Genomic DNA, 18,901 nt, shown 5'->3' on the forward strand with positions numbered 1-18,901 from the left:
CGGACTGTTAGTTGCATTGTATTCCTTGGCCCCTGACGTCAACTTCAGCAGTTGCTCCGCGACTGCGGCGCCACTCCGGGGCACGCTCACGCCGACAGTGACGCGCGCAGTCGTGCCGCGTGCACAGGACATGTTCCGCGTCGACTTCGAGGTGCCAACGCTCGCCGACGCGGAGCTGTACGGAACAGCACATCTACGACACGTACGGTCTGCGCGACGATTTCGTTGCCGCGTTCGTTAGCTACCTCGCCGGCCACAACCTCCCCGTTCATGAAGTGCTTTTTGCAAAGCCCCATTCGCTGGCGCACGAATACGAGGCGGGTTTTGTGGGGATGACGGTGGACGAGGTCAGTCTCGCCCAGCTCGAGGCAGTCCAGGCGGAGATTCATCATGTTCTGCCACGCGCACTGAGCCAGGCTCACCGCGAATTTCTGCTCTCCCTTGTGTGCCTTGATCCGGACCGGGCGCTGATGCCCTAGACCATTTGCAGGACATGCCGCGATCCGCTGGAAGATCGAAAACCTGCGCAAACTCCACCCACGCGACAAACAGCGCCTGTGTGAAGCATTTTCTGCACTCCATCGGGAGGATAAACGCGGATAAGAGATCGCGTGCGTCGCCGTTTTGTCCGGTAAGGCGCGAACCGGCCCAATTGCTGGCGATCACCTGTGTCGTCCGGCGGTCGCTCGAACTCTCGGAGAGCCGCTCACCATTAAATGCGCGCGCATATCGGCCTTTGCCGACGCTCAGTTGTCGACATTCGTAGGGCTGCTTCTGGCCGCTCTTCAGCCATCCACAACTGCGTGACCACGAACGTCAGCTATCACTGCGGTCGGATGCGTACTTTCGACCCACAGCAGTCGTTGGTCAGATCAACAAGTCAACGACCGGTGTAGGCGGTCCAACTGACACTACCCGCCGATGGTGCGGGCAACTCGCGGCGACGAGCCGTGTTTTCGTTCGTTTGCTTGCCGGCGGCTCGGACCCGCTTCGTGGTGACTTACGCCAACCTGTCGCCCATATGTTAGCTGCCGAACATAGAGGGCTCTTAAAGAGTTTAAATGTGCATCCATCTCTGCAAAATGAGAGAAATTAGCGCTAACCTTAGTCAATCACGTCGTTGCTCGAAAATAGTCGTTGAACATGTCTTCATGACGTGCCAAGCGCGGATGACGCAATTTGAGGAAAAAATGCAAGCACGAACGAAGTTGACGAGCGCAGTGCTTCTATCTCTTGTGATTGGCGGTTCGATCATCTTTCCTACGACCGTTAACGCCGAAGGCGCGTCAGCCGTCATTCCGATGAATCATCCCGGAGCTGGTGCGAGCAACCTCTCCGGCCCGGTTTCACTTTTGACGAACCGCGAATTTTTCCTGTCTATTTTCGTACTGATTTTTGGTCTGATCGCTCTTTTGCTGCAGTCGTTTTTGCTTAAAAAGGCCAACGCTTCGGCTGCCGAGGCGAGCAAAGCTTTAATTCTAATTCTAATCGTAATTGGAGTTATTTTTTCGATCACTGCAGGGTTTAGTGCGCAAACTGTCGCGCCTGCCGTTGGCCTGTTTGGAACAATCGCTGGATATCTGCTGGGTCGGCGCGAAGGGCAAGAAGGTGAACGACAATGAAGCAGAGTCATCGCGTCGCGTCGTTCGTGTTTGGAGCGCTACTTCTCCTTCACGCTTCCGCGCAAGGCCAAGATGCTTCTGACGGGACGTTGAATGCTGAATCCCTCGATCAGATAGAGATTGTCAATTTTACTAATCAGATAGTCAAATTCTCTATAGCGGCCGGGGACGAAATAAGGAATTTTGAGCTCGGACCTTCAAGAAATGGTGATTTTCCCGTTGACGATAACACCGGGAAATCAACCGTTTTTATTAATACAGACGGAAGTGTGACTTCGTTGGAGGTTAGGTCAGGGCATCGCTATAAGATAAAATTTAATAGCGGAATTTTTGAGCTTGTGGAAATTCTACCAAGTCAACCAAATCAATAGTTGTCGGCATCTTCTTGGCCAAGACTACTCATTTTCGTACGCAATCGACGCTCGCTTTTACTGATCGTTTCGTTCATTAGTGTCAAGGCATCGTTATCGGTAGCGCAGGATCCGGCGCCTGCAATAAAAACAGTTGCCGATCCAAAATCGGTGCTAACGCCTGGTTGCCCTTGCTCAGATACAGTGAATGCGTACATTAGGCCATTGTTAGAAGTGCAAGCTGGTTGTCGTGTCAGAAAAATCTCAATATTTATTTCTTGTGGCGCCTCGAATTGTGCAAATCCATATATGGATATATTTTGTATTTTCTTGATAAACTGCGCCTTCATCGTATCAAGATTATTTGTTATCTCCGGTGATACTTGATCGGCAGGCCTAAAGCCTGCACCTGAAAGTGGGCTAAATGCGGCATTTTTCAACGCAAGAAAATAAGCCGCTTTTTTGTCGGAACTGAGCGTGGCATCTGGTGAACGTCCAATCTTGAAATCGATTGATTTCATGGTCATAAAGGTTTGCTGACCGTTTGCTGCCACTCGTGTTGGAGGAATATCCACGAAGTGATTAATTTCCAGATTCCAGTTTCCAACTTTATCGCCTACACCCATCGATTTTTCGGGCGCTGCAACGTCTGTGGAGACTGATACAAATTCGATGGCATCTGTATCTCTGCTAGAAATCGACGGATCGACGGATGCGAACCCATGGATAGCAACACTACTAGGCGGATTTGTGTTTCCAAGGCCAATCACAAAACCCACTTCCAGCCGGGAGATCAAGGCTAAATTCCATGGAAGCAAGGATGGAACTGCTTTGTCCGCATCATGGTTGGTAACCGGACAACTTGCCATTTGTGAGAGATAATTCCTTACGGGCCTCGCATATACGTGAGGGTAATCCTCCTCATAATTCCGAATTGCACCGAGGTCCGCGTTCCTGAAACAGTCAACCTGTCTTCCACTTGATGTGCGGACCGCGTAACAAGTGAAATCGCTCAACATACGGACAGGTGGTTGTTGTAGAAAACAAACGTTAGACGTTGAACCGGTCCTTTCTGCTAGACGCCTATATATTTCCTTTCCAAGTGGTATCTGAGGCTCCACGCACTGGTCCGTCGATATGTTGCGAGCGACTTCGTACAAATCGCGGAGATCCGAACACTGTCGGAAAAGAGCATAGTCGATCCCTTCAGCAAATGTCGGAGCGGTAGACGCTACGAGTGTCATGACAATCAAGCAGTTAGACAATTTCATTGTTAGCCATTTAATTGAATCTGTCCAAAAATATCGGACAAGAAATAATTGTTCGCCGCTGTTATGTTATTGTTGAAATCTTCGAATCGAAGAAAATATCCTCTTCGAAATGCCTGCGCACGTTGGTCTGGGTTTCCGTGTGCGGAGTTCGATAATTCTCTGTAGCGGCCAATGAGGCTCATATTATCTTCAAAATCTGAGGCATTTCCATGGAGGTAGTTCTTGTAGACAAGCCCGCAGAGAAAATCCGCGCCTAGTTCGATACACAATGACGATCGTTTTTGGAGGTTTTTCAGGCTGCCTGAATTTTTTACCTGAAAGACATGCGCTAGTTCATGCCCGATAGGCGCAGCGTAGTCTGCCGCCGAATACGCAGTGGCGTCACCCGGATAAAAGATTTTGAACAGCGCCCCGGAGCTTTCACCAACAACGGTCTTAAACGCAGTCTTGTTGCATCCGATAAAGCTGATATTGGACGAGAGCTTGAATGCACTATAGAACGCTGCAGTTTCGGAACGTTGTGCTATCTTGAGTGGATCCGAGCTACATCCAACACTGCCAGCGTCCTCGGTTGTTAAGCTATAAAGGCAGCCATTGTCATCTTCCGCCCGTAGACAAAATGGACAAGCTAGCGCTAGGGCAGAACTCACCAATAGACGCCGACGAACGATGTTCATCTTAGCTCCATTCATGGAGATTGAAGCCAGGACATGCAGAAAAGGCGATGGTCGTTAAATCGTAGCACGTACTGTCGCAGACCAGAGGGCCTCTTATGTGGCGTAGCCAACAATTCGTCGTGGAATATCCACGTGCCAACTGGCAGAAGCAAAATGTCGAGGGCCCGATGAAACATCGGGGTATTCACAGATCGCGAACGGCCGGTATCGAACTGCGAGTCGACGCTGGAGTGCGAGGTTTAGGCTTGAAATGGACGACTCCTCATGGCCGCACTGCGTCCCATGACCGGGCACGTCACTCTCACCGCCCCACGTCTCATGCAACAGGCATAATCGACCCGTTCCGGACGGTCGCGCCTCTCAGTAGCGGACATTCGAAAATCTGATTGTGACCGGCGCAGTCAGAACTCAGATGATAGGTCGATCAGGAACCTGAATGTCGAAACATGGTTCCGCTTCGACGTTCAGAGTGAGGCGTCCTCCATCTTGCAAGAATTTGAAAGCTTCCGGCCCAATCCAGTATGAGCCGATTTTCTGTTTGAAGGTCTTTTGGATAGTTGACTTGAAAAGACGCATGAGACGCTGCGCGTCTTTGCTGTCCGACCACGTCTGAATTAGTCCGTTGATGAGCACTCGCCCTTCCCAAAAGCCACCACCATTGAACTCTACGCAATCGGGACAATTTCCTAACTCAAAACAGGTCTCGGGATTTCCGCCAATGAGCCTTGTCACAGGGGTAATCGCGCTAGTGCGCGGTGCAACAATGTATTGCTCACACGATCCGGTTTGTTTGGCGGTTGCAATGCCAAGACGTGGCAATTGCGATGCGCTTGGATATTCGGCGGCCGTCGGACCGTATGCCGGATGGAGCTGATGATGGGCAAGTATGTATTGCAGTGGAGTCTTCTCCTCCACCGCGTTCGCGACTGCCAGGATATCGATCTTCGTTGCATAAAAAAAGATGCGTTTCATGAATCACATATCCATCGGAAATCGATATGAACCTACGAGTTAGTTTCTGTTCGGTAACGAGAGGTTCAGCGGAAAATCGTTCGCTCTGTGGCAGAAGTCGGATTGTCCGCGGTCTGGGACCTGCCGTCGAGTGGCCGAAACTGGCCGACCAGCGCCGGACGCAGCAGGCCGAGACTGACGTGCAGGGTGCTCGATGCCACTCTCAAGGGCACTCACTGCCTTATGCTCCAAGTGCAGCAGATGATCTCGTAGCACGGACCATCATCAAAGGTGATCATCAAATGTTGTAATGCATCGACAGTCACTTTGTCTTTCTTTCCAGTGCTTCGGACCTCGTTCAGCCACGTACTGTCGAGAGAGACGAGCCTTCCATAAGCTAGTTTGAACATGGCCGCTGTGCATGAGGTCAGAAACGTGCACTTGTACGATTCCACCCCGGAGAACTGAAGCACAATTTCCTTGGACGGCTCCGTCGTCCCCTTCGAGCAATAGGCTCAATGCGCACTCGCGGCGTTGAAGGACCACAAATTCTGGGCTATGCAGTAAAGCAGAGGCTGCTACCGGAAACTGCCAATGTTCTTTCATCGTTTCCCTTCGGCGCGAGCCGTTCGCGCTCTTATTCCTCGACGGTCGCGTGCGACGGTCGTTTCGTACGCATGCTTGATGCAACGGGCATGTCGACCCTGAAGAGACAATGAGCAATCCCGATAACGGACATTCTTCCAGCAGGCTGGCAGGAGCTCACAGCGCCCTAAATGACTGCGCCAGTCTCGGCGAAACGCTTCTTGAATTCTGGCAACTTTGCAATGATCTTGTCGAGATCGTCCGTGCGCTTGGGAAACAGCGTTTTGAAATCGTCGCTTCGATAACGCTCAACAAAATCAAAATCCCCGTACAGGATGTGAGCGATACAAACCACCACCCCCTTGAATTTTTCCATCTGATCGTAAGGCGAATTGACGTGGCGCGTGGTGTACTTCGCTGGCAAGCCCTTCAAAAAGCTATCCTCAGTACCAAGTTCGTAGTGGTTGTCAATGAACGCAATTCCATCTTGCATCATCGAAATTAATGCGGAGCGTGCCCCAGAAATATCCAATGTCCTGCCTTGAACGATCTGGCTTGGCTGACCAACCGATAAATATTCCTTGCGATCCTGCACAATCCAAAATCCTAAGCGCAGTTCTTCTGGTGTGTGTTGGAGCAGATGTGAAACGCTCTGGAGACTAACAATCGAGGTAGACGCGCTGGCCCCAAAGACGTATTTGCACAACTTTTGCGCACGCTTGTTGTCGATGCACACGCTTGGTTGCACAGGAGTTGTTCCGCGCTCAAAGCCAAACCCTGGGTGTATAACTAAATCCGTGTGCTTCAAAGTCCTATTCTTGAACTGTCCGGACACAAAGCTCCATCCAGTAAACTGAGAAGAAACCTCGTCACAGATTTCGTAAAGTTGAGCTTTGAAAGGTCTCATAGTCCTTGGGAATTCTGGCCAGCACAAGGGTTTCGAACGTACCTGGTTTCGAATGTCTCTTCGTTACAGGCTATCAGTGACGTCCTTCAGCAGCTCACCGTTGTGCCTTTCGCCTGAGACCGAGGGGTGGCTGCAAGGGTAGCCTGAATTCCCGAAGCTGAAAAGATTCATCTAACGTATGCATTTAGGGGAAATCCCGCAATTTCCTTAAGGCTGGCGGTTCGCTGCCGATACGAAGGTTAGCTGATTCAATTTGCTTCCTCCGGGCCAGTCGAACTTTGGCCGCCGATTTCTTCTCAACGCGAGGCGTCAACCGTGCAATCTCTCAAAAACCTGAAGGTGGTCACGCAGCTGATCCTGGGATTCTCGTTGGTCATCGTTTTGTTGGTGGGACTGGGCGCGTTCAGCGTATTCGAAGTCAGCAGTGAAAACGATCACGTTGCCCAATTCCGCGATAATTGGTTGCCCAGCGTGCGCAGCAGCTTGCAGATGCAAGCGGGATTGCGTGCGATTAGCCTCGCCGAATACCGCGCGTCCGGTGCCCAGACGCAGTCCGCAAGCCAGGAAGCGGAAGCCCGGATCGACGCCGGCCTTGCAGACTACCGGCGCGCATCGGCCGAGTACGAGAAGCTCATTACTGAGGCGGAAGAGAAGACGGCGTATGCCGATATCCAGACGCTCATGTCGAAGTATCTCGAAGTCGATCAGCAGATCCGTGTGTTCGGACGAGCGAACAACCAGGCAGAAGCGATGGCGCTGATGCAGGGACAATCGGGCGCGCTTCGTGACGCGATGGAAAAGGATATCGGGACGATCGTGGCCGTCAACGAGGCTGGGGCGGCCAAGGAAGGCGAGGCAGCCGGTCAGGCCTATTCGCACGCAATCGTGCTGGTGATCGCCCTGATCGTCTCGGCTACTGCGGTTGCGCTGGGCGTGGCGCTGATCATCGCCCGTGGCATTGCGAAACAGCTTGGCGGCGAGCCTCGCGATGCAGCTGCGCTGGCCAGCGACATCGCAGCGGGTAATCTGCGTGTCGCGTTGCAGCTGAAGTCCGGAGACCGTTCGAGCTTGATGTTCTCGCTAGGCGCCATGAAAGACCAGTTGACTCGTATCGTGCAGGGCATCAAGACTTCCAGCGAGTCGATCTCGGTGGCGGCGGGCGAAATCGCTCAGGGCAACACTGATTTGTCGCAGCGCACCGAAGAGCAAGCCGCTTCGCTCGAGGAAACTGCCTCGAGCATGGAAGAACTGACGAGCACGGTGCGTCAAAACGCCGATAATGCGAAGCAGGCAACCGTGTTGGCCAGTACGGCGTCGGGATACGCGCAGCGCGGAGGAGAAGTCGTCGGGCGCGTGGTCGACACGATGCACAGGATCACGGAAAGTTCGGCCAAGGTCGCCGAAATCATTAGCGTGATCGAAGGGATCGCGTTTCAGACCAACATCCTTGCCCTCAATGCCGCGGTCGAGGCAGCCCGAGCCGGTGAACAGGGACGCGGATTTGCCGTCGTCGCCGGCGAGGTCCGCACACTAGCCCAGCGCAGCGCGACGGCAGCCAAGGAAATCAAGGAACTGATCGGCGAGTCGGTCACTCGGGTCGACACCGGCTCGCAGCTCGTTGAGGAAGCAGGCAGTACGATCAGCGAAATCGTTCAGTCGGTCAAGCGCGTAAGTGACATCATGAGCGAGATTGCGGCGGCGTCCGAAGAACAGAGCACCGGCATCGAGCAAGTCAATCAGGCCGTCACGCAGATGGATGAAGTGACCCAGCAGAATGCCGCCCTGGTCGAGGAAGCCTCGGCCGCGGCACAGTCGATGGCCCAACAGGCGCAGGCGTTGCGTGAAGCCGTGGCCGTATTCAAGGTTGGTGAGGACCGGTCAGTCGGCACATCGTTCGTCGCGACAGCGGGTCGAGAGCGGGTCCTGGATGCGGCGAAGAAGCCGGTGACGCTGTTGCCAACGCGTCACGCACAGCGTCCCTCGAAACAATCCGCAGCCACGAGGTCGTGCGACGTGCCAGCAGAGCCTGACTGGCAGACGGTCTGACGAGCGGGAAGGCTCGAAGCACGGTGCCGGCCGTTCGCCGAGTTCGAGCCGCATGACCCGTGGATGACCGCAATGGCCGACAAGCTAAGGCCAGACGATAGCGAGCGAATGACGGTTGGACTCTGAGAGCAGCCGTCGCACCTTCGACGACTTGACCGGTAGCAACGGGTCGGGTTATGCCGCTTGCATAAGATTCGTTACGAAGCTATTCGTCGCGTTTGGCGTGAGGCTCTGGTCGGCCACAAGCGGCCGTTCGACATCGACACATGAATCGTCGACAATTAGGTTCGTCGCCTCTACCGGCATCTGTCCGGCCATCCCTGTTGAGGGCAGAAAAACCTTGGAGGAGTCTTCTGTGGCATGCGCCCGATGCGAGGATCTTTGCGTTCGGTATGCGATCGAGCATCCTCGCGAGCTACGCAAAGCGATACAGATCGCAGCGGAGAACATCGCGGATAAAACGCTCGTAGAAGTGATTCCCGACAGCCCTTGCGTCTCCGTCTCATTTGACAAACTCGCGGCGGGTGCCGCATGGGACGACTACGTCGAGTACCATTTTCGCTGCCGGCATTGCAATGAAGCTTTTTCGTTGCGCGCGGAAACGTATCACGGTAGCGGTGGGTACTGGGAGCCGAAAGACCCAGCTTCGATACGCGACAACATCACCAACTAGCCGCGAACAGCCAGGAGCGGCCGATTGACGTCTGTGCCGGGTTCTTCCGCAATCTGCAACGACCGGCCACGACTTGATGTCGTTAGACAAATCTTCTTCGACATGGCACACGAATACCTCGTCATTTTTCAATACCACGAGCCAGAACCCCGACAGCTATTCGAGCGCGGAGTGATCGAAGACTATGAATCGACGACCGGAGTTTTCATCGCGGCGGACTCAGCAGAAGATGCTTTGATTTGGTGCGAGGCAATCGCCCAAGAGGTCCTTTGGCGCTGCAATGACGACAGGTCGATAGATTGGAAGCAGTTGGGATATTCGTGCTGGATTGAACCCGATCCCGACACATCGTCATGGAGTCATTGTTTGGGCTTCTTTCAGCATGTGGGGGTCGGCGAAATGCCCAATGTCGACGCCATGGGTACTAACGCCTACGTTATCTGGCAGAAGGGATAGCGCGACTCTCCCGCCACACGCCGTCCCAATGACCGGTTTTGAGAAATGCGAGGGACCGCTTAGGGTCGTGATGATCCGTTCGACGTCAGCGAGAGCGGACTTTCGTGGTCGCGCAGATATGAATGGCTTCAGACCGACCTGAAGCTGCCTTACGAAGGGCGACAGCTGAACGTCAGCAAAGGCCGAACTTGCGATCCACGAGAAATCGAAGTGTGCGACCGGATGGCCCCGTTAGCTGCCGTGGATGTCTGCCGCCGTCCGGCCGCAACGATTCCGCCCTCTGCCCACGGAAGCAGTTCGAGGATGTTCTTGATCTTGTGGGCGATCTCACTATTGTTTCGCCCATCGATTGAGCCTACGGAGGCGCGATTGAGCGCTTCAAACTGCAACCGCCCGACGTTCCAGGTGCAATTTACCCGGCAGGCACGGGTAAACGCTATTCGCACATTTGGCTAAATTATTCCTGCATTAGCTCAGCAGTACAATCACAACCAGTTGAGAGGTGTTTATGGCTACGGGAAAGAAAGACGCCAAGCTCGCTAGCAAGCAGCTTTCGAACAAGAAGAGCACACCCAACCAGAAGTCGGTCGCGGGTTCGGATTTGAGCCAGGCAAAGAAGCAACCGGCACCCCCGCCCAAGAAGAAGTAGCGATGCAACCGACGCTTTGCCCACTTACACCCGTCTCCATGACGGGTTTTTAATACCCCCCGCAACTACCAATGATGGACATTGAAATGGCCACTGCCCCCTGTGCGTCGTATGCCGACGATGGTCCGCTGCGACGGGCGCCCAGAATTAGAACGAGGACGACAGGGATCCGCATGAGTCGCAATCGTGCCGCCGTGCGCGTGCTGATCACAGCTCGATGCGGCAGTCTCGTTGCACTGCTGGCGCTCGCAGGCATCGCCCATGCCTACCAGCCATCGTCGCCCGACGAGTCCCAACTACAGGAGCACGGCCACTACGTGAACCACGAAGGGCATGTCGTGCATTCGCCTGCGCGCTCCCGAAACGGCGCCGTGCCGGTCGGTGCCACGGCAAGATGTGGCGACGGGACATACAGTTTCAGCCAGCACCACTCGGGCACGTGTTCGCGTCATCACGGTGTCGCCGAGTGGGAATAACGAAAAGCCGGGAGCGGACAATGTAACGAGGGCTGACGGGCGTCGCAATGCTGACGCTTGGTGCATGCGCCACGGTTCACGAAAGTTTTCCCCAAATGGGCGACCTGCCTACACGCTGAACTGCAGCGGCTTCGCCCGCGGCTGGGACACGTGCTTCGAGGCAGCTGGGGAGATCTGCAAGACGGCTGGTTTCGACGTGATCGACCGAAGCGACGAAGACGCGGATGCGGTGGGCGCGAGCCGAAGTGGTCTACTCGGCGCGAAGACGAACGAGCGATCGATGGTCATCGCCTGCAGGGAGCCAGCGGCCTGATCCTTGGCGAAGGAATGGCGTCCTGGTTGGCGATGCTCTGCCCTCGCGCGAACTCGCGGGAAGTCCGGGAAGTGCTACCACTCCAGCACGCGATTCGAATGCGCGATTGCCGCGGCGCCGGTCAGATCTATCGCATGTCCGTCGCGAACCTGGTCAACTGACAGGTTAATTGATCGCGCCGATGCGGACGTTGCAGTACCTGACGCGTGTCCGGTGGTCGACCAGTGATTCTTGAAAATGGAGCGCCTAGCATTCGAGCGCGATGCTTGGATTTGCTTGGCGAATTTAAGCGTTCGCTGATTACCTCACCCTTTAGCTTACCAAATACCTTCATAAATGCCTTAACCGAGGTCGCTTGACCGAATCCGCGGACCGCTGGCAGCAAGCGCCCGCAATAGACATTCAGGTTTGGCGATAGCTGTCGTTAACCAGCGGCAGGCGCAATCGAACCGAGCCATTTTCCCTTCTGCACACCGAGCATCATTTCGTCCGATTGAGCGAATCACGTAGAAAGCCGGGCGAAAGCCATCGTTAGAGTTCGCCATCAGAAGTTTTTCATTCGGGCCGAACGACGACCCGTTGGGATGGGCACGACATTCATCGCGTCGACCCTTTGCGTGAACCGATGGTTCGATCGTGCAACGTCGGCCGTCATCAAATATGCGTTTCCGTTCGGTATAAATCGTCCGCCGGTTTTGTCCTGTCGATCGCTGACGCGGATTCCGCAGCCGCGTCCGGCAACATTTCTTCGGCCAGCCGCTCCGATCCTCGCCGTGGACGTGAAACGACTCAATATAAGACCAGACAAGTAACAACTACCGCATGCAACCGCAGAACCGCTACACGAACCAAGCCGTCACTTCCCCAGACCATGCCGCCCCGTCTTCGCCCTCCCCCGCAATGGCGAAACTCTCGCGCGGACAACGCGCCATGTGGTTTCTGTGGAGCCTGAATCCGAATGGTGCGGAGTACGGCCTGCCCATGGCATGGACCATTCACGCTGCGCTCGACCTGGACGCATTTCGCGGTGCATTGCAGGATCTGGTCGAGCGGCATCCGGTCTTGCGTACGACGTACGCGGCACCCGAAGGCGAACCTGTCCAGTTGATCCATGCGCACGGTCAGCCGGATTTCCAGCACGACGATGCGTCGCAATGGGACGCTGCCGCCTTGCATGCGCGCCTGACCCAAGAGGCCGACACCGGTTTCGACCTGAAAAACAGCCCGGTTTTTCGCGCACGCCTTTTTTCACGCGCTGCCGACACGCACGTACTGTTTCTGAACTGCCACCACATTGCCGCCGACACGTGGTCGCTGATCGTGATGATGGAAGAGCTGGGGCTGCTGTACCGGGCGCGCGTTCAAGGCAAGGCGGCGGACTTGCCGTCCACCGGGCTCTCTTACGTCGACTACGTCGCGTGGCAGCAAAACCTGCTCGCGTCCTCCGTGGGTGAATCGCACGCGGCCTACTGGAAAAAGCAGTTGAGCCAGCTTCCCGTGCTCGACCTGCCGACCGACCGGCCGCGTCCGCGCGTTCAGACTCACGTTGGCGCGGGTCATTCGTTCGAGCTGGGCAAAACGCTCACGCAGCAGATCCGCGTCCTCGCGCGCGAGCAGGACGTCACGTTCTACACGGTGCTGCTCGCCGCGTTTTACGTGCTGCTCTACCGCTATACCGGGCAAGACGATATCGTCGTCGGCTCGCCGCGCTTCGGGCGGCCGCCGCAAGGCTATGCGCGCACGGTCGGCTACTTCGCGAGCCCCTGCGCGCTGCGCGCGCGCGTGGACGGCGAAAACACGTTCAATGCGTTTCTGCAGCACGTGCGGGAGGTGCTGGTCGGCGCGAAGGAACACCAGGACTATCCGTTCCCGTTGCTCGTGGAGCAACTGGGCGTGGCGCGCGATGCGAGCCGCAGCCCCATTTTTCAGGTGTCCTTTACGTACCAGAAAGCCCATCTCGACCATATGCGCGGAGTGGCGGCAGCACGAATGGGGTCGGGTGGCGCGCAACTCGATCTGGCCGGCCTGCCGCTCGCGTCTTATCCGCTCGAGCAGCATGGCGTGAAGTTCGATCTCGACTTCGTGGTCGAAGAGGTGGACGGCTGCCTGCGCGCGGTGTGCTGGTACAACACGGCCCTATGGGACGCGCCGAGCATTCGCCATCTGGTCGATCAATTCCAGACCTTGATCGCGAGCGCCGTCGAAGCGCCGCACACTGAGCTTAGGCATTTGTCGATGCTGAGCGCGCGCGAGCGCGCCGCTTACGCCGCCTGGAATGCAACCGAAAGCCGTTTTCCGCAGACGCCCGCGCACCGGCTCGTCGAAGACTGGGCGCAACGCCGGCCGCAGGCCGCGGCGCTGCTGCACGACACGCAGACGGTGTCGTATGCCGAACTCAACGCGCGCGCCAATCAGCTTGCGCATCATCTGCGCCGCCTTGGCCTGAAACCGGGCGAGCTGGTTGGCGTGAGCATGGAACGCTGCCCCGCGCTGGTGGTCGCGATTCTCGCGGTGCTGAAGGCAGGCGGCGCGTATTTGCCGCTGGACCCGAGCTACCCGCAGGAGCGTCTTGCCTACATGCAGGACGATTCGGAGCTGAGCTTGCTGCTCACGGGCCAGGGCGCCGGCGCGGAGGTGTCGTCCGCGAAGGTACGGCGCGTGTGCGTCGATACGGAAGCCACAGCCATTGCAGGCGAGTCCGTGCAGAACCTGGAGCTCGCCTCGAAGCCGAACGATCTCGCGTACGTCATCTACACCTCGGGTTCCACCGGACGCCCGAAGGGTGTGATGCTGGAGCACTACGGCCTGTCCAACATGGTCCATACCATGGCCGCGTTGTTCGAAATCGGGCCGAACAGCCGCCTCCTGCAGTTCGCGTCGGCGAGTTTCGACTCGTCGGTCGCGGAAATTTTCAGCACCTTGTGCGCCGGCGCAGCGCTGTGCCTCGCGTCGAAAGCGGACATGATGCCGGGCTCGGCGCTGATCGACACCATTGCGCGCCACGCTGTAACGGTGATCACGCTGCCGCCTTCCGTTCTCGCTTTGCTGCAGCCCGAAGATGTGCCGACACTGCGCACTGTTGCCGCTGCCGGCGAGGCATGCAGCCTCGACATCGTCAAGCGCTGGGCGCATGGGCGGCGCTTTCTCAATGCGTACGGACCGACCGAAGCGACGGTGTGCGCGACCATTGCGCCCCTGCAGCCGGACGCCGTACGCGTGTCGCTCGGGCGGCCGATCGCGAACACGCGCGTGTATGTGCTCGACGCCCAATTGCAGCAGGTGCCGGTGGGCATTGCGGGCGAGATCCATATTGCGGGCTCCGGCCTTGCGCGCGGTTACCTGAACCGCCCCGACCTCACGGTCGAGCGATTCATCGCCAATCCGTTCGAAGGCCCGCACGCGCGCATGTATAAAACGGGCGACCTCGCCCGCTTTCTGCCCGACGGGAGCCTCGAATACCTCGGGCGCCTCGACCATCAGGTGAAGATTCGCGGCTTTCGCATCGAGCTGGGCGAAGTGGAGTCGGTGATCGCGGGATGCGCCGGCGTGCGCGAAGCGCTGGTGGTCGCGCGGGCGACGAACGGCGGCGCGCCGTCGCTGCTCGCTTACGCCATTGCTCACGAAGCGGGCGCCGTCACCACTGCCGACATTCGCGCCCATGCGCAAGGCAAGCTGCCCGACTTCATGCTGCCCTCGGCGATCATGCTGCTCGACGCATGGCCTCTCACCCCAAACGGCAAAATCGATCGCTCGGCATTGCCCGACGCCGAGCGCGTGACCCCGCAAAGCGTGCTCGCCCCGCGCGACACGCTCGAGCAGCAGATTGCCGACGTGTGGAAAGCGGTGTTGAAGCTGGACGCCGTGGGGATTGACGACAATTTCTTCGAAGTGGGCGGTCATTCGCTCGATCTCGTTCGCGTCGAGATCGAACTCGAACAGACGCTTGGGCAACACGTGCCGACGATGGACCTGTTCCGCTTTCCGAACATCCGGTCGCTGGCAGATCACCTGCGCGGCGCGTCCATGCCGGCAGCCGCTCCAGCGCCGTCCAACCCTGCGCAAGACGTCACGCCAAAAGCGGCGCGCGGGCCGCATGGCGTCGATCATGCGGACACCGACATCGCCATCATCGGCATGGCGGGCCGCTTCCCCGGTGCGGGCAGCGTCGGGGAATTGCGGCGCAATCTCGTGGCCGGTGTCGAATCGGTCAGGGCACTTGGCGATAGCGAACTGCTCGCGGCCGGCGTCGATCCCGCCCTGCTCGCCGACCCGCGCTACGTGAAGCGCAAGGGCGTGCTGGAAGACGTGGACCGATTCGACGCCGCGTTTTTCGGTTACCCGCCGCGCGAAGCGCTCCTGATGGATCCGCAGCAGCGCCTCTTCCTCGAAACGGGCTGGCAGGCCCTGGAACACGCGGGCTACGCGAACGTGGGCTACACCGGCAGGATCGGCGTGGTCGGCGGCACGGGCCGCTCGGGGTATCTGCTTCATTATCTCGACGCGCATCCGGAGAGCGCTGCCGAGCTGTTCCAGACCACCATCCTGAACGAGAAAGACTTTCTCTCCACGCGGCTCGCGTACAAACTCAACCTGCGAGGCCCGGCGCTGACCGTGCAGACGGCATGCTCGACCTCGCTCGTCGCCGTTCACGTGGCCTGCCAGCAATTGCTGCTCGACGAATGCGATATCGCGCTGGCAGGCGGCGTGTCGCTCGAAATGCCGCACGGCACCGGTTACCTGCATCAGGAAGGGCACATTCTTTCTGCCGATGGCCGCTGTCGTCCGTTCGACAGCCGCGCGCAAGGCACGGTGCGGGGCAGCGGCGGCGCGATCGTCGTGCTCAAGCGCCTGTCCGCCGCGCTCGCCGACGGCGACAATGTGTGGGCGGTCATCAAGGGCTCCGCGATCAACAACGACGGCAACGCGAAGATGGGCTTTACCGCCCCGGCTGCCGACGGCCAGGCCGACGTCATCGAGCATGCGCTTGCGCGCGCGGGCGTTGATCCGGCAAGCATCGGCTTCGTCGAGGCGCACGGCACCGCGACGCCGCTGGGCGACCCGATCGAAGTGCATGCGCTCACGCGCGCATGGCGCCGCCATACGGACGCGCGGCAGTTCTGCGCGCTCGGTTCGTTGAAGTCGAATGTCGGCCACCTCGACGCGGCGGCGGGCGTCACCGGTCTCATCAAGGCCGCGCTATCCGTGCATCACGGCAAGATTCCGGCGACGCTGCATTTCGAGTCGGCCAATCCGAAGCTCGAACTCGAAAAGAGCCCGTTCTGGGTGAACGACACGCTGACCGACTGGCCGCGCACCGCCACGCCGCGGCGCGCCGCCGTGAGTTCGTTCGGCATCGGCGGCACGAATGCGCACGTGATTCTGCAGGAAGCGCCGTCGCAGGCCGCGCGCGAGCGCAAAGGCGACGCGGCGTTTCACGTGCTGGCGTTGTCAGCGAAATCGGAGCGTGCGTTGCAGGCGATGACGGACAATCTGGCCAGCCACCTGCGGGACAATCCTGCCGCCGATCTGGGCGATATCGCCTACACGCTTCAACTGGGCCGCACGCACTTCCCGCACCGGCGCGTCGTCGTGTGCGACAGTGCCTCCGCCGCGCTCGAAGCGCTCACTGCACTGCCCGCCGCGCGCAGCGGCACGGGCGTGCCCGCGCCGTCCGCGCGCGTCACCTACCTGTTCCCCGGACAAGGTCTGCAGCAGGTCAACATGGGCCGCGATCTCTACGCGTCCGAAGCCGTGTTCCGCGATTGTGTCGATCACTGTGCCCAGCTGTTGCAGCCGCTCATGGACCTCGACATCCGTACGGTCCTGTATCCGCCAGCCGATGTGTCCGGCGCGACCGATGCCGCGCGCGAGCGGCTCATGCAGACGTCCATCACGCAACCCGCGCTCTTCGTGGTCGAATACGCGCTCGTGCGGCAACTGGAACATTGGGGCGTGCGCCCGAACGCGATGATGGGGCACAGTCTCGGCGAATACGTGGCCGCGTGCGTGGCCGGCGTCATGTCGCTGCCCGATGCGCTGAAGCTCGTCGTCATGCGCGGCCAGCTAATCCAGGCCTTGCCCGCCGGTTCGATGCTCGCAGTCGAAGCGTCGGCGCAGGAACTGGCGCCCTACGTCGCGAACGGCGTGGATCTCGCCGTGGTCAACGCGGCGCGCTCTTGCGTGCTCGCGGGTCCGGCCGAACAGATCGACGCCGTGCAGGTGCGCCTCGACGACGCCGGCTTGCGCTGCAAGCGCGTGGCAACGTCGCACGCGTTTCATTCCGCGATGCTCGATCCGGCGCTCGAGTCATTCATGGCGCTCGTCAGACAGGTCGAGTTGCGTGCTCCGCACATTCCGTACATCACCAACGTGACCGGAACGTGGGTCACCAACGAGCAGGCGATCGACCCGGCACATTGGGTGCGCCATATGCGCCAGACGGTGCGGTTCGCCGAAGGCCTCGACACGTTGCTTCAGTCGCCGGACGGACTCTTCGTCGAAGTGGGTCCGGGCCACGCGTTCACGTCGATCGTCCGGCGGCATGCGGACAGTGCGAATGCGCGAGTCGCAACGGCCACGCTCTCCGGCGCGCCGGGATGGTCCGATTGCGGCGCGCTGGCGCTGAGCATCGGGCGCTTGTGGGTGGCTGGCGTCGCGCCGTGCTGGGATAAGCTGCAGGAAGGCGCCAAGCGGCGGCGTGCCGCGTTGCCGGGCTATCCGTTCGAGCGTCAACGTTTCTGGCCGCAGGCACGAAACACGAGCCCGGCACGCGCTGTGGCTTTGCAGCCTCGCCAATCCGCGCTCGAACCGGACGCAGCCGCATCGCACGATGCGTCGACGGTGGCTTCTTCGCACGACACCGTGGAGTCGCAGCTGACCCGCATCTTCGCGGAGGTGCTGGGCATGCCGTCGGTTGCCGCGACCGACAACTTCTTCGAACTCGGCGGCACGTCGCTCTCCGCGCTGAGCGTCATTTTGCAGGTTGAGCAGTTGATCGGCCATCAACTGCCGGCGGCTGCGTTGCTCGAAAGCCCCACGGTGCAAGCGCTCGCCGCCTCGTTGCAAACGATGCGCGACCCGCGCAGCCAGCAAATGGTGGGCATGCGCACCACGGGCGCGTTGCCGCCGCTCATCTGCATTCACCCGTACGGCGGGCACACGACCAACTACGTCGAACTCACGCGCAGCCTGGGCGGCGACCAGCCCGTGTACGGCATCCAGGCGGGTGGCCTGCAAGGCGAATCGACCCCGCTGCGCAGCATCGAAGCGATGGCTTCGGATTACATCGACCTGATGAAATCGGTGCAGCCCGAGGGCCCATACCGGCTGGTCGGGCATTCGATGGGCGGATGCATTGCGTACGAGATGGCGCAGCAGCTTGAGCGACGCGGCGAAAGCGTGGCGCTGCTGGCCCTGCTGGACTCGCGCGCGCAAAACACCAGCGTGCAGCCGCTGTACCGCAACGGCACCTACGGCAAGATGGCGGCCCGGCAATGGCTCAGCGACGACGCTGTGATGCTCGGCATTCTCATGCCGAAGCTGTCATTCGATTGGGAAAGCTTGCGCGATGTCCCCGTTGACGTGCACTGGCGTCATGTGCTCGAAGCGGCAACGCAACAAGGCTTGCTGCCGGCCGGCACAGGCGAGCGGCAGATCAGGCAGGTGCTTTCGGTGATCGACGCGAATGACGAAGCGCTTCGCACGTATCGTCCGGCGCCCTATAGCGGACGCGTGCTGCTGTGCTGTGGCGAGGAAGGTTTCGCGCGGCAGTTCGGCGAACCCGATCTCGGCTGGGGCGCGCTCGCTGAAGCGCTGGACGTCGTGCACGTGCCCGGCGATCACCACAGCATCATGAGCCGCGAAAGCGCGCAGATCATCGCGCGTCATCTGCAAAGGCACGAGCAGGCGTGCCTCGTCTGATGCCC

The 18,901-nt window shown here is 58.8% G+C and carries 11 protein-coding genes; 7 read left to right on the forward strand and 4 right to left on the reverse strand.

Annotation, left to right across the window (positions count from 1 at the left end):
- Nucleotides 1-1,061 precede the first annotated feature (1,061 nt).
- Together AB4Y42_RS35055 and AB4Y42_RS35060 are read left to right on the forward strand one after the other, a co-directional pair.
- On the forward strand, nucleotides 1,062-1,622 hold the full coding sequence (locus tag AB4Y42_RS35055; protein WP_368696733.1) for a hypothetical protein: 561 nt from the start codon (nucleotides 1,062-1,064) through the stop codon (nucleotides 1,620-1,622).
- Nucleotides 1,619-1,993, forward strand: coding sequence for a hypothetical protein (locus tag AB4Y42_RS35060; RefSeq protein WP_368696734.1), 375 nt, complete (start codon nucleotides 1,619-1,621; stop codon nucleotides 1,991-1,993). Before AB4Y42_RS35055 ends, AB4Y42_RS35060 begins: the two co-directional genes overlap by 4 nt.
- On the opposite strand, the gene AB4Y42_RS35065 is transcribed toward AB4Y42_RS35060, so the two are convergent.
- The 4 genes from AB4Y42_RS35065 to AB4Y42_RS35080 all read right to left on the reverse strand — a co-directional run bounded on the left by AB4Y42_RS35065 (nucleotide 1,987) and on the right by AB4Y42_RS35080 (nucleotide 6,264).
- Entirely contained in the window at nucleotides 1,987-2,769 is a 783-nt protein-coding gene (locus tag AB4Y42_RS35065; protein ID WP_368696735.1) for a hypothetical protein, read from the reverse strand. The two genes, AB4Y42_RS35060 and AB4Y42_RS35065, sit on opposite strands and share 7 nt — an antisense overlap.
- Before the next feature lie 476 nt (nucleotides 2,770-3,245).
- Nucleotides 3,246-3,920, reverse strand: a complete 675-nt coding sequence (locus AB4Y42_RS35070) for a hypothetical protein (RefSeq protein ID WP_368696736.1) — start codon at nucleotides 3,918-3,920, stop codon at nucleotides 3,246-3,248.
- Between the two features lie 408 nt (nucleotides 3,921-4,328).
- Nucleotides 4,329-4,892 carry a hypothetical protein gene (locus tag AB4Y42_RS35075; RefSeq protein WP_368696737.1) on the reverse strand — a complete coding sequence of 188 codons (564 nt, stop codon included), beginning with the start codon at nucleotides 4,890-4,892 and terminating at the stop codon, nucleotides 4,329-4,331.
- A gap of 751 nt (nucleotides 4,893-5,643) precedes the next feature.
- Nucleotides 5,644-6,264 carry a hypothetical protein gene (locus tag AB4Y42_RS35080; RefSeq protein WP_368696738.1) on the reverse strand — a complete coding sequence of 207 codons (621 nt, stop codon included), beginning with the start codon at nucleotides 6,262-6,264 and terminating at the stop codon, nucleotides 5,644-5,646.
- Nucleotides 6,265-6,678: 414 nt separating this feature from the next.
- On the opposite strand from AB4Y42_RS35080, the gene AB4Y42_RS35085 reads away from it, so the two are divergent.
- The 5 genes from AB4Y42_RS35085 (at nucleotide 6,679) to AB4Y42_RS35105 (ending at nucleotide 18,896) form a co-directional block, all read left to right on the forward strand.
- Nucleotides 6,679-8,409, forward strand: a complete 1,731-nt coding sequence (locus tag AB4Y42_RS35085) for a methyl-accepting chemotaxis protein (protein ID WP_368696739.1) — start codon at nucleotides 6,679-6,681, stop codon at nucleotides 8,407-8,409.
- A 706-nt stretch (nucleotides 8,410-9,115) separates the two neighbouring features.
- Complete coding sequence (locus tag AB4Y42_RS35090; protein WP_368696771.1) at nucleotides 9,116-9,538, forward strand: hypothetical protein; 423 nt, start codon at nucleotides 9,116-9,118, stop codon at nucleotides 9,536-9,538.
- 508 nt (nucleotides 9,539-10,046) lie between these two features.
- The gene (locus AB4Y42_RS35095; protein WP_368691578.1) at nucleotides 10,047-10,187 is read left to right on the forward strand and encodes a hypothetical protein; all 141 of its coding nucleotides are present in this window, start codon (nucleotides 10,047-10,049) and stop codon (nucleotides 10,185-10,187) included.
- Nucleotides 10,188-10,360: 173 nt separating this feature from the next.
- Complete coding sequence (locus AB4Y42_RS35100) at nucleotides 10,361-10,663, forward strand: DUF3761 domain-containing protein (RefSeq protein WP_368691577.1); 303 nt, start codon at nucleotides 10,361-10,363, stop codon at nucleotides 10,661-10,663.
- 1,213 nt (nucleotides 10,664-11,876) lie between these two features.
- On the forward strand, nucleotides 11,877-18,896 hold the full coding sequence (locus AB4Y42_RS35105; RefSeq protein ID WP_368696772.1) for an amino acid adenylation domain-containing protein: 7,020 nt from the start codon (nucleotides 11,877-11,879) through the stop codon (nucleotides 18,894-18,896).
- The last annotated feature ends 5 nt before the right edge of the window (nucleotides 18,897-18,901 follow it).

It is taken from the genome of Paraburkholderia sp. EG286B (genome assembly GCF_040965655.1).
Taxonomy (GTDB): domain Bacteria; phylum Pseudomonadota; class Gammaproteobacteria; order Burkholderiales; family Burkholderiaceae; genus Paraburkholderia.

Coding starts and splice junctions, on each gene's coding strand:
- AB4Y42_RS35060 (WP_368696734.1), top strand. CDS start 1,619: ATGAAGCAGAGTCATCGCGTCGCGTCGTTCGTGTTTGGAGCGCTACTT.
- AB4Y42_RS35105 (WP_368696772.1), top strand. CDS start 11,877: ATGGCGAAACTCTCGCGCGGACAACGCGCCATGTGGTTTCTGTGGAGC.
- AB4Y42_RS35095 (WP_368691578.1), top strand. CDS start 10,047: ATGGCTACGGGAAAGAAAGACGCCAAGCTCGCTAGCAAGCAGCTTTCG.
- AB4Y42_RS35070 (WP_368696736.1), bottom strand. CDS start 3,920: ATGAACATCGTTCGTCGGCGTCTATTGGTGAGTTCTGCCCTAGCGCTA.
- AB4Y42_RS35075 (WP_368696737.1), bottom strand. CDS start 4,892: ATGAAACGCATCTTTTTTTATGCAACGAAGATCGATATCCTGGCAGTC.
- AB4Y42_RS35100 (WP_368691577.1), top strand. CDS start 10,361: ATGAGTCGCAATCGTGCCGCCGTGCGCGTGCTGATCACAGCTCGATGC.
- AB4Y42_RS35055 (WP_368696733.1), top strand. CDS start 1,062: ATGTGCATCCATCTCTGCAAAATGAGAGAAATTAGCGCTAACCTTAGT.